The sequence below is a fragment of the Brucella haematophila genome (assembly GCF_005938105.1).
Taxonomy (GTDB): Bacteria; Pseudomonadota; Alphaproteobacteria; order Rhizobiales; family Rhizobiaceae; genus Brucella; species Brucella haematophila.
This window is the reverse complement of sequence record NZ_VCPE01000015.1, coordinates 145,063-156,506: the sequence shown is the minus strand read 5'-3', so window position 1 is coordinate 156,506 and position 11,444 is coordinate 145,063. Positions and strand designations below refer to the sequence as shown.

Here is an 11,444-nt window from a genome sequence, read left to right as displayed (position 1 = left end):
CGTCGGTGCGATGAGCGCCGGGTTGGTTCGTCGGAAGCAGCGGCGAAATCACTGCCCACTGATGATCATCAAGCCAGAATTCACCTGCCATGGTCAGAAACTCCCGTTATCGCAGGCAGTGAATCAGTGAAAGGAAACATGATCAACAGTTTGATTGGGTTTCGAGCCTAGAGCGTATCCGTTTTATGTTGGATCATAACCGCAAGCAGCAAAGTAGTTGGCGCACTCGGTTGGTTCGTACAATGTTATGGCTTGGCGGACGGCATCCCATAGAGTTTCGACAGTTCGTTCGGCTTTTCCAGGCAGATGTGCTTTGAGTTTCGAGAATGCCATCTTTATTGGATTGAAGTCTGGACTGTAGGGTGGCAGATACTGCAGCTGCGCACGTGTTTCCTCAATCGCTTCTCTGATGCCGACAATCTTATGAGCAGGCAAATTGTCCATGATCACGATGTCACCGGGTGTCAGTGTCGGCACGAGCACTTGTTTGATGAAAGCACGAAAGGCGTCGGCATTCATTGCGCCAGCCAGCACCATGGGTGCTGTCATGCCTGAGAGCCGGAACGCACCGGTAAACGTCGTTGCTTTCCAGTGACCATGTGGGATGCCTGCGTGACATCTTTCGCCTCGTAGGCTGCGCCCATGCAACCGCGCCATCTTCGTATTCAGTCCTGTCTCGTCGATGAAAACGAGCCTTTCAAGATCAAGATCAAGCTGGCTTTCAAACCACGCCTCGTGCCGGCTCATCAGGCCTGGCTGTTCCTGCTCCAATGCATGTGCGGTCTTTTTTTGTAAGTAAAGCCACGGGCCCGTAGCCAGGCATTCAAAGCACTCCGCACAATCTGGAAGCCGCGCTCTTTGGCCAGACGCGCAACCATCTCATTAAGCGTGACGTCTTTGCGCTCTTCAATCATAATCACGATGAAATCTTCATGGGCATCAAGTCTCGAACCGCGTCGTCGACCCGGATGCCGTGCTTCCAACTCACCATCCCGAGCACGAGAACCCCAGCGGATTGCTGTCGCTGCGGACACCCCGAACCGTAAACCCGCGTTGCGTGCCGACAATCCTTCGCTTGCAGCCTTCAAAACACGTGATCGCAAATCAGTGCTTAATGCTCGTCCCATCGAAAGCCTCCTTATCTGGAAACCTTGAATCAGACAGATTGCCGATTGTCACTTCGAAACTGATTCAGTATTCAAAGGACACGCTCTAGTGACGAAGCGGTTTTCCAAATTGGCTCAAATATGAATCACCATTGCCTTTTAGGAAGGTGATTTTGGCTCGTTGCTTTTGTTCTCATCAAGAGTTTGTCCGGATGGGCCCCATCTCGATGGAAATCAACATTTATTGCATCTCTGGTTGCTAAATTAACGGGCTTGTTGCCAAGCGCGGGTTTTGAAAGCGAATTGATTGATCAATTCTGAAGTTCACGGAAATAAGCGCATGCTTGAGGTTCGTATCCCTTAAAGGTGATTGAGCCCTATTGCTGCTGGCGAGGAACAGAGCCTAGAATCTTGGCTGGCAATCATAGACTGGCCTGTCGTCGTCTTTCGTTTCTCGCGAAATCTGTCAATCACCTTTTCAGTAAGCCTTCCACAACATCGGAACCGAGTGCCTCTCTTAACGCTTCCACTCCGTTTTTGGGTAGTCTGGATAAGCCACTGACGATGCTCTCTTTCCACGCATCACCGCGCTCCCATGCTTCCTCCCAAGCATCGCTTAACTCATTGCCGTGGCGCGTTTCCACGAGAGCTTCGAAGAGCAACGCGGCTTGTGTTAGATCTTTGTCAGCCTTCAAACGCCCCAACGTATCAGTGAGTCTTCGCGACGACACAATCAGCTTGTGTACGGCATACCTCTCGGGAGCAGGAACGAGAACGTTTATGCCTTCGCGGAAAAGAAGCACGGTGCGGATAGGCTCGTAGATCAGGTAATCAAGGAACCGCAGATTCTCCGCCGACGCGCCGCCGAGGGCGGGCATGGGCGACGGCTTGCCAGTGTATTCTTCTGATCCCCGATTTCCGGTCAAGAACTCCACCCGATAGCCTTTGGCGTTCACGAAGGCGACCACTTTAGCCTTATCGGCCTGGTGCGGAATCGCTCGGAATTCAGGGTCTACTGACTGGAGGATTTCGAGGATTGGCGGGAGACTATCTTGGACACTAGCCGATATTGCGAAGTCTTGAGCGAAGTCTGCGTCGCCTGTCTGCAGCGCGGCAGAGGGCAGCCGGACACCAAGCATTCCAGCATAGGTGCTGAATGCCACCGACCCAATCAAGATGGCGCGCAGCCGGAACAACCCAGCATCGGCTAAGGCCTTCGTGACATCCCCAGCGAAGGGATCCGGACCGGGAAGGCCGGCGCGTCGCAGCGTGCTAACCATGCGTCTACGCTCTCGGATGTTGTCCTTGATCTCCTTGTGGGCTCTTACCCGCTTAGTGATGGCTTCGTCACTCGCGGGGCCGACGTAGCTTCGTTTGTCTTTGCCTTCGGGGGTGGGGAGATCGAAATACCAATAATCGCGATCTTTGACGGTTACGGTCACAAACCATCCTTCTAAAGGGAAGTCTGCTACGAATTGTGCATCCATTGTCCGCTGCGCCAACTCCGCGAACATCGTTCTATAGCTGATGTCGATCTCTTTCATCTTCGGCCTTTTCGAATGAGTTGGTCGTACCGGCGGCGAGTTGAACTATGTCGTTATAAGTTCCTGCCAAAAACCTTATAGCCAATCTTACCGTTAGCAGCGTTATAAGTTCCTGCCAAAACCTTATAACAAATTGACCGCGAATAAAAGCCTAGGAATGGGCGCAAGATATGGTGCTCGCCTGTGCCAGGGCCGTCACAGGCAAAACAGGCTAGAGGGCGGGAGCCGACCATTACCCCTCCAGTCGCAAATCACAAGCCCGCCTGAAAACCCAGGCGAGATTTTATGCATTTGGGGCTGGCGGCGTTACATCTTGACGGCAGCTGTTCCAATTCACAGCAAAAGAGCCGAATGGCCGCCTCGGACCTTATTCCAGACGTCAGAATTGAAAGAGCATGGGTTCTTGACTGGCAATCAAATTCGTGAACGTGAAGGGCAGCGCCGCAAAAGCCATTTGTCGGCGGCCTCATCTCGCTCCATGTCTTAGCGCGGCCCAATATTATATCGTTAGCGTAATGCCAATTTGGTCTATTCCGTCCACTTCAGGAGCCCGCCTCTTTGACGGGCTCCTGGCAAACTCCGTTCTAGTTGTTGCTGTATGGAGAAGGAATGGTGCGCTGCCGTTGCACGCCGAGGCCCTCGATGCCTAACTCGATGGTCTGTCCTGCGCGAAGGTAAACCGGAGGCCGCTGGCCAAGACCAACTCCAGGAGGTGTGCCCGTGCTAATCACATCACCGGGTAGGAGAGACATGAATTGGCTGACGTAACTAACCAATTCGTGCACTTTGAAAATCATTGTGTTGGTGCTGCCGTTTTGATAGCGCCGCCCATCCACTTCCAGCCACATATGGAGATTATGGGGATCAGGAATTTCGTCAGGAGTAACCAGCCAGGGGCCAATCGGCCCGAATGTGTCATAGCCTTTGCCTTTATCCCACTGTCCGCCGCGTTCGACCTGGTATTCCCGTTCTGAAACGTCATTGATCAGGGAGTAACCGGCGATGTACTCGTGAGCTTGTTCAATAGAAACATGTCGCGCAGTTTTGCCAATGATAATCCCAAGTTCAACTTCCCAGTCCGTCTTCTGTGATCCGGGTGGGATCATAATATCGTCGTTGGGGCCACAAATCGCGCTATTTGCTTTTAGGAAAATAATAGGCTCTTCGGGAATTGGGGCACCTGTCTCGGCTGCGTGGTCGGCGTAGTTGAGGCCGATGCAAACGAATTTGCTGGAACCGCCTACGCATGGTCCGATCCGCTCAGATGAATCGATGAGCGGCAATTTTGAGATACTTTCCAGATTGAGCGCGGTCAAACTGCCGATTGTTTCGGGATTGATGTCTGCGACAAGTGAACTGATGTCCCGCGCGTTGCCGTCGCCATCAAGAACAGCTGGACGCTCTTTTCCGGGTTGTCCATAACGAAGAAATTTCATTTTGTTTTCCTTTAGTAATCAGTTCGTTGCGCCGCCATCGATGAGCACGACGCCACCCGTCATAAAGCGGCTTTCATCGGATCCCAGATATGTTGCAAGCGCGGCAACTTCTTCAGGAGTTCCAAGTCGGCCCATAGGTTGCCTGGAGATAAAAGCCTCACGTGCGGCAACAGGATCGTCAAACGCGTTGATGCGTTCCTCAAGAGATGGAGAAGCAATCGTACCTGGACAGATTGCATTGCATCGAATGCCGCGCCCTACGAAATCAGCGGCCACCGCTTTAGTAAGGCCAATAACGGCTGCCTTTGTTGTTCCATAGGCTGCGCGGTTGGGGAAACCTTTAAGGGAGGACGCCGCAGACGCAATATTGACGATGCTCCCTTTGCCGGCTGCAAGCATATCGGGAAGCGCCGCTCGTATTGCATGATACATCGGGTCCACATTTAGCTTAAATGATTGATTCCACGCTGCTTCATCAGCATCGAGAATTGTCCCATGGTGCACCCAGCCCACACAGTTTACCAGAATATCCAGATTACGATGTTCGCTGAAAGCTGCTGCAACCGCAGCCCCATCGGACGCATCAAATGACATCGTTTTGACGCCGAACCGAGTAAGCTCAGCCAATTTTTCACCGTTAAGATCGGCGACGGTCACAATCGCTCCTTCTTCGGCAAATCTTATCGCAATTGCTCGACCAATCCCCTGCGCCCCAGCCGTAACAAAAGCGCGTTTCCCTGATAGTCGCCCGGAAGGCTTCGGTTCACTCGTCATGTATTCCTCCAGTCTTGATTGTCATTCGTCGTGGCTTTGATTGCAGGGCCGCTGATTTGAGGGAGAACAATACAGCGTTTGGAAATCAGCCTGCGCTCATCTCCGCGCCCTATAAGTCCTCGGCACCATATTGAAATGTAGAGGGCCAATCAAGATATATATGGGACAATATAAACATCATGTCCGTACAAAACACGACTATATCCGAGAAAAACGCTTGCATTATCGAAGTTTGCGTTTAATTTGTCCCACATATTAGCAGGAGGATTTGGAATGCTTCAGAGTTGGCGGTGGTTCGGAACGGCCGATCCTGTATCGTTGGACGATGCAAAGCAGGCGGGAGCCCATGGAATCGTGACTGCTCTCCATCATATTTACGATGGGCGGGTTTGGGCGCGCGAGGAAATCGACCAGCATCACAATCTAGTCCGCGAGAAAGGCCTGATTTGGTCGGTTTGTGAGTCGATCCCCGTTCATACGTCGATCAAGCTTCGTCAGGGGCCATGGCGTCAGTATGTTGACGCCTGGAAAGATAGCTTGATGAACCTGGGAAAGGCCGGAGTCCCGGTTGTTTGCTATAATTTCATGCCAGTTGTGGACTGGACACGTACTGACCTGAGGCACAAAACAGCGACTGGCGGCCTTGCGCTTCGCTTCGACATGGTTGATTTCGTTGCTTATGATCTCCTTGTCCTGAAGCGCAAGAACGCGGAAAGCGACTATCCTTCCGAGTTGATTGAGGCCGCGAATGGTCGGTTTAAAAGGTTCACTGAAGCATACATCGCACAGCTAGAGCATAATATCATCGCGGGATTGCCGGGCGGCGAAGATTCCCATACCCGGGAAGGTATTCGTGAGCGGATTGCCCAGTTTGATGACATCACCGATGACCAGATGCGTGAGAACCTGCATGAATTCCAGCGTGAAATCGTCCCGATTGCTGAGGAGTACGGCGTAAAGCTAGCTATTCATCCGGATGATCCGCCGTTCTCGTTGTTTGGTCTTCCGCGCGTTGTCTCCACAGCCGCTGATATCCGTAAAATTCTCGAATGTGTAGACAGTAACGCAAATGGTCTCACGCTTTGCGTAGGCTCCCTTACATCGCGACCAGATAACGATGTAGTGGCTATGGCAAAAGAGTTTGGTCCACGTATTCATTTTGCACATTTGAGAAATGTAACCCGGGACCCTGATGGCTCATTCATGGAGTCCGACCATCTCGAAGGAGATACGAATATGGTTGGTGTGATCGTTGAGCTACTAAAAGAAGAGCGGCGCAGGCGTGATGCGGGTCTCCTAGATTTCCTGATACCAATGCGGCCAGACCACGGCCATGTGCTGGTTGATGACGCCAACAAAAACGTCAATCCAGGATATTCATGCATAGGGCGTTTGAAAGGTCTTGCTGAGCTTCGTGGCGTTATGGAAACCACGGATCAGCTGCTTGAATTGGGTTTGCGGCCACTGATGGCGCCGGTCAACTAAGCTTTATACCTTTATCTGGAAATCTCCGTTGGCGGCACCTCTGTCAGCGGAGACCTTATAGTCGCGACTTCCTATGTGTGGTTGTGGCCAATACAGAGTTTCAAAAATGGCCTGTACACAAAAGAAAGATGCGGTATTAGATCCGGTCATCGCCGAATTTTTGACGGCAAGCGGATTGGTGGAAGCTGATGCTTTCAATGCAACGCCCCTAACAGGAGGCGTGGCATCAGATATCTGGAAGATCATTACGCCAACCAGTTCATTCGTCGTCAAGAAAGCCTTGGCACGGCTTCGTGTTTCTCAGGAATGGAACGCGCCTGTTTCCAGAAATGCGAGTGAAGTTGAATGGCTCTTGGTTGCGGGTAAGGCCGTCAGTCACTCCGCGCCGCACATTCTCGCTCATGATCCCGATAAAGGCGTGTTTGCGATGGATTACTTGGAGCCTGCAACTAATCCAGTGTGGAAGGCCGAGCTTCTTCGCGGAAGGGTGGATATCCAATTTGCTTCAAAGCTGGGCGAAATACTATCAACGATACATTCGTCAACCGCAAATCGAACTGAAGTCTCACGCCGTTTCGCGAACGATGAAGTATTCCATTCGATCCGCTTGGAGCCTTACATCGAAGCGATCGCACATAAACATGGCGATCTATCCGGGCAGTTGTTCGAGTTATCCCGACAAACTCTCAATACACGAAAAGCTCTGGTGCACGGTGACGTGAGCCCCAAAAACATTCTAATGGGGGCGAATGGTCCTGTATTGCTGGATGCGGAATGCGCCTGGTACGGCGATCCAGCTTTTGACCTCGCTTTCTGCCTCAATCATCTTCTTCTCAAAGCTGTTTGGAATCCAGCATCGGCAAAAGATTACGCTCTCAGTTTCGCCGCGTTAACGCAGCGCTATCTCGAAGGCGTCGACTGGGAAGACAGAACAATCGTTGAAGCGAGAGCAGCTTTGCTATTGCCCGCGTTAAGTCTGGCGCGCGTCGATGGTAAATCGCCTGTCGAGTATCTGACCAAAGAAACTGACATCGAGTTCGTTCGCAGGAATAGCCGGTTGCTGATCAAGCAGCGAGGCGCGTCACTTTCTCATATCAAACATTATTGGCTCACGGAGTTGTCCAAGCATGACTGACACGACGATTAAGAGCATAAGAGGCCGCCGCGTATGGGACTCTCGTGGTCGTCCAACAGTGGAAGCCGAAGTCACCTTGGCTGGCGGGTTTACGGGGCGCGCCATTGCGCCTGCTGGTGCGTCGACCGGCAGCGGTGAAGCTGTGGACTTAAGGGATGGCGGGGCTGCTTTCGGTGGCTTTGATGTCTCGAATGCAGTCAACAACGTCAATGTTGAAATCGCAGCAACCCTTGCGGGTCGCGATGCCGATGATCAGGATGGGATTGACGCGACGCTGATCGGCCTCGACGGAACGCCAAATAAAAGCCGGCTTGGTGGCAACGCGCTCGTCGCGACCTCCATGGCGGTGCTGCATGCGCGTGCCGCTGCAGCACACCTGCCGCTATGGCAATATCTTGCAGATGGAAAACCCGTACGAATGCCCTTACCCGAGATTCAAATTTTCGGCGGCGGCGCCCATGCGGCAAAAAGGGTCGACATCCAAGATTTTATGGTGATGGCCCCAGCCGCAACGTCTTTCCGCGAAGCTATTGACTGGACCGCTGAAGTCTATCGCGCCGCCGGTGCCTTCATGAAACAAACGGGACGGTTGCAAGGTGTTGCGGACGAGGGTGGATTCTGGCCCGCGTTCAAATCCAATGAAGAAGCTCTGGATGCGCTCGTTAAAGCCATTGACGCCGCAGGTTTCAAACCGGGCAGCGAGATCGCTATTTCACTTGACGTCGCCGCATCGGAATTCGGACGAAACGGAGTGTATACGCTTGCACTTGATGGGCAAAAACTCGACACGAGCAACCTGATCGACATGCTCGGACGATGGATTGAGACCTATCCTATCGTTTCCATTGAAGATCCCGTCGCAGAAGATGATCGGGATGGCTTCATTGCTTTCACGCAAGCCCATGGCGAAAGATGTCAGGTGATCGGTGACGACTTCTTTGTCACCAATGCAGACCGCGTCCGCGCGGGTGTCGCGGCAAAGGCGGCCACTGCTGTGTTGATTAAGTTAAATCAGGCGGGAACAGTCAGTGAAACGAAGGCTGCGCTTGATGCGGGCAAAGAAGCTGGGCTCGGCACAATCGTTTCGGCCCGTTCTGGTGAGACTGAAGATTTGACCATTGCTCATCTCGCTATTGGTTGGGACGCGGGGCAATTCAAAGTCGGATCATTTTCGAGGTCCGAGCGGATGGCTAAGTGGAATGAGTGTCTGCGGATTGAGGAGGCCATGGGCGCATCAGCGAGCTTTGCTGCAGGGCGAGCTTTGGCGTTCAATTAACACGTAAGGCGTTCCGGTGGTCGTGGATGAGCGGCTGCCGAGAACGGTATCCCAATCGGAAAATTATCCGGGGGATGCGTTAAGCATATCGGAGGAGGATAAGAATGCTTCAACAACATTTGTCATCATCTGGCGTGAAAACACGGGCCAGATATTTCATTCTGTTCATGTGTTTCGCGGGGATGACGATCAATTATCTTGATCGCGCCAATATGAGCGTCGCGCTTCCATTCATCGACGCTGAATTGGGGCTAGAGCTCACAAATACTCAGAAAGGTCTCATCCTCGGAGCCTTCTTTTGGGCGTATGATGGCATGATGCTATTTGCTGGATGGATCACCGACAAATTGGGCGCACGGAAAACCTTTTCGCTTGCAGCAATTTGGTGGTCTGTATTTACGATGCTCACGCCGCTTGCAAACAGCTTCTGGAGCTTCTTCGCGGTGCGTTTCGCACTTGGTGCAGGCGAAGCGCCGGCATATCCATCCGCAATCAAAGCGACGTCGCAGTGGTTTCCCCGTAGCGAACGCGCTTTTTCGGTCGCCGTTATCGATTCTGGCTCGAGAGTAGGCACTGTGCTCGCGCTGCCCATTGTGACGGCCATCATTGCGTTCGCAACTTGGCATTACTCGTTCCTGATTCTTGGCGCGATTGGTGTGGTTTGGGCGTTTGCATGGTATAAAACCTATCGTTCTCCAGGCGAGCATCCGTGGGCCAATGAGGAAGAACGGCGCTATATCGCTGAAAATGGCGGACGCACCGCTGAAAATGACGATGAAACGGCGGCCCGGTTGTCGTGGAAGTCTCTTTTCCGCTATCGGACGATCTGGGGTATGATGTTGGGCTTTTTCTGCCTGAACTTCGTGATCTATTTCTTCCTCACCTGGTTTCCCTCATTTCTCAAAGATGCGCGCGGGCTCGATCTGAAGTCGCTTGGTTTATACGGAATGATTCCGGGCCTTCTCGCCGTTGTTTCTGCGTGGTCTATCGGTGCATATGCTGATCATCATATTCGTAAAGGCGCCGATGTTACGAAAGTCCGTAAAACAATCATGGTTGGTGGCATGATTGGCGGCGCTGCAATCCTGCCGGCCGCAAGCGTGGAATCTCTTTACGCGGCGCTGTTTTTTTTGGCCATTTCTTACAGCAGTCTCGCGGTTGCTGGCACAGCAATCTGGGCGCTTCCTGCGGATATTGCGCCAAGCTCGCGACATGTTGCTTCAATTGGCGGGATCCAAAATTTTGCGGCAAATATTGCCGGTATCATCAGTCCCTTGGTCTTTGGCTTTCTGCTCGACAAGTTCGGTGGAAGTTATGCACCGGTCTTCCTGCTCGCCTCTTGCATGGCGCTAACCGGGGCGTTTTCATACGCCTTCATCGTAGGAAAAGCTGAACCTTTGCCTGTGATGGACTGAACATAACTTTATAGATAGTGCGAAGAGAGTGGCCTGTGGCCACTCTTTCGATTTCCAACAAGATTTTAGATCATTAACTGATCAGGCTGGCCTCCAGAAGCTGACATCTATAGATAATCTTGACGACGGGTTGGAAAGGGAACGCGATGGTTGAAATTGATCCTATGAAGGCGGACAAGCAGTCTGCGGTTGATCAGGCGATCGACCAAATTCGTTCTTTAATTCGAGAAAAGGGTTTAACGGTAGGCGACGTTCTTCCTACAGAGAACGAGCTAGCATCGATGTTCGATACCGGACGAAATACCATTCGTGAAGCGGTTCGGACTCTTAAAACTTATGGAATTATAGAGTCTCGACAAAAGGCTGGTATTGTCATTACGGACCGTCGGCGTGCCGCCATGCACGACTTCTTTTCGGTTTCTCTTGAAATATCTACCGACATGTTCACCGATATACAGGGATTTCGAAGGCTGACCGAGATGAACCTGGCAGGCTTGCTTGTCGGCAAAATGAGCGAAGCTGATCTCCAGTTAATGGATAGCGCAAATCGCACGATGGCCGACGCTAGCGACGCGGCATCGGCATCTGAATATGATTTCCGATTCCATCAGATCATGGTGGATGCGGCCGGAAATCATACATTGTCCGAAATATATGGCATGCTCAAACCAGTTGTTCTCAGGCTGATGGAGTTGGGCAAGTCTCAGCGCGGAGCATTGAAAGAGGCGGCCGAAGAACATGATCGGATTCTCGAGGCGCTCCGGTCTGGTGAAGCGATAGATTTTGTCTATCACATGAACCGACATCTAGCTTCAGGATTACAGTTCCTACCTAACGACTAAATGATCAAGCGTTTGAATTCTCTACTATAAGTTCATGCCAAGCGATTTTTGATTGGCAATCAAATTCGTCAGCTGTCTCATTTTTTTCTATACCGAAGCGCCTCAACGAGAAGCGTAAAGGTGTTGATTTGCGACACGAATTGAACCACTTTTCCATTTGTCCCGGATCCAGCTTCTCGAATTTAAGTGAATGGGAATACACATTTTTTCTGTCTTATTGCAGGACACGAGCGAAATGGAAAAGTGGTTCAGATAAAGGCGGAATTCAACACGCTGGCGATTACAAAGCCGCAGGCGAAATAGCGGCACGGCTCGCCGTTAATGTAGCAATTGCGGCTGCAACCGGTGAGGCGGTTGCTGTCGCGAAAACCGCGTTGGTCGGTGAAAGGGAAGTTGCGGCGGTAGCGGCGGGTTAACGGAATAGTCTGGAT

General features: G+C 51.9%; 10 protein-coding genes. 6 read left to right on the top strand and 4 right to left on the bottom strand.

Annotated features, from left to right (window positions below; all coding sequences use genetic code 11):
• Nucleotides 1-183: 183 nt before the first annotated feature.
• The 4 genes from FGI60_RS20470 to FGI60_RS20455 form a co-directional block, all read right to left on the bottom strand.
• A protein-coding gene (locus FGI60_RS20470; RefSeq protein WP_210238459.1) for an IS630 family transposase occupies nt 184-1,127 on the bottom strand; the annotation gives its coding sequence in 2 pieces (ribosomal slippage) (nt 184-794 and nt 794-1,127; 945 coding nt in all).
• Between the two features lie 449 nt (nt 1,128-1,576).
• Nucleotides 1,577-2,650 (bottom strand): nucleotidyltransferase family protein, encoded by a 1,074-nt coding sequence (locus FGI60_RS20465; RefSeq protein ID WP_138786755.1) that lies wholly within the window; start codon nt 2,648-2,650, stop codon nt 1,577-1,579.
• A gap of 584 nt (nt 2,651-3,234) precedes the next feature.
• Entirely contained in the window at nt 3,235-4,086 is an 852-nt protein-coding gene (locus FGI60_RS20460; RefSeq protein WP_138786754.1) for a fumarylacetoacetate hydrolase family protein, read from the bottom strand.
• Between the two features lie 18 nt (nt 4,087-4,104).
• On the bottom strand, nt 4,105-4,860 hold the full coding sequence (locus FGI60_RS20455; RefSeq protein WP_138786753.1) for an SDR family oxidoreductase: 756 nt from the start codon (nt 4,858-4,860) through the stop codon (nt 4,105-4,107).
• A gap of 273 nt (nt 4,861-5,133) precedes the next feature.
• Between FGI60_RS20455 and uxuA the strand changes: the two genes are divergently transcribed.
• From uxuA to FGI60_RS20425, 6 genes are all read left to right on the top strand, one after another.
• On the top strand, nt 5,134-6,345 hold the full coding sequence (gene uxuA, locus FGI60_RS20450; RefSeq protein ID WP_138786752.1) for a mannonate dehydratase: 1,212 nt from the start codon (nt 5,134-5,136) through the stop codon (nt 6,343-6,345).
• A gap of 106 nt (nt 6,346-6,451) precedes the next feature.
• The gene (locus FGI60_RS20445) at nt 6,452-7,480 is read left to right on the top strand and encodes a phosphotransferase (protein WP_138786751.1); all 1,029 of its coding nucleotides are present in this window, start codon (nt 6,452-6,454) and stop codon (nt 7,478-7,480) included.
• Nucleotides 7,473-8,756: a phosphopyruvate hydratase gene (gene eno, locus FGI60_RS20440; protein ID WP_138786750.1), complete on the top strand. Its 1,284-nt coding sequence runs from the start codon at nt 7,473-7,475 to the stop codon at nt 8,754-8,756. The genes FGI60_RS20445 and eno overlap by 8 nt, the downstream gene beginning before the upstream one ends.
• A 104-nt stretch (nt 8,757-8,860) precedes the next feature.
• Complete coding sequence (locus FGI60_RS20435; protein WP_138786749.1) at nt 8,861-10,171, top strand: MFS transporter; 1,311 nt, start codon at nt 8,861-8,863, stop codon at nt 10,169-10,171.
• Between the two features lie 146 nt (nt 10,172-10,317).
• Nucleotides 10,318-11,013: a FadR/GntR family transcriptional regulator gene (locus FGI60_RS20430; protein ID WP_138786748.1), complete on the top strand. Its 696-nt coding sequence runs from the start codon at nt 10,318-10,320 to the stop codon at nt 11,011-11,013.
• 128 nt (nt 11,014-11,141) lie between these two features.
• The gene (locus FGI60_RS20425; RefSeq protein ID WP_210238458.1) at nt 11,142-11,429 is read left to right on the top strand and encodes a hypothetical protein; all 288 of its coding nucleotides are present in this window, start codon (nt 11,142-11,144) and stop codon (nt 11,427-11,429) included.
• Nucleotides 11,430-11,444: the final 15 nt, after the last annotated feature.

Excerpts from the sequence above, each read along its gene's own strand:
- FGI60_RS20435 (WP_138786749.1), top strand. The coding sequence starts at position 8,861 with ATGCTTCAACAACATTTGTCATCATCTGGCGTGAAAACACGGGCCAGA.
- uxuA (WP_138786752.1), top strand. The coding sequence starts at position 5,134 with ATGCTTCAGAGTTGGCGGTGGTTCGGAACGGCCGATCCTGTATCGTTG.
- FGI60_RS20460 (WP_138786754.1), bottom strand. The coding sequence starts at position 4,086 with ATGAAATTTCTTCGTTATGGACAACCCGGAAAAGAGCGTCCAGCTGTT.
- FGI60_RS20465 (WP_138786755.1), bottom strand. The coding sequence starts at position 2,650 with ATGAAAGAGATCGACATCAGCTATAGAACGATGTTCGCGGAGTTGGCG.
- eno (WP_138786750.1), top strand. The coding sequence starts at position 7,473 with ATGACTGACACGACGATTAAGAGCATAAGAGGCCGCCGCGTATGGGAC.
- FGI60_RS20430 (WP_138786748.1), top strand. The coding sequence starts at position 10,318 with ATGGTTGAAATTGATCCTATGAAGGCGGACAAGCAGTCTGCGGTTGAT.
- FGI60_RS20445 (WP_138786751.1), top strand. The coding sequence starts at position 6,452 with ATGGCCTGTACACAAAAGAAAGATGCGGTATTAGATCCGGTCATCGCC.
- FGI60_RS20455 (WP_138786753.1), bottom strand. The coding sequence starts at position 4,860 with ATGACGAGTGAACCGAAGCCTTCCGGGCGACTATCAGGGAAACGCGCT.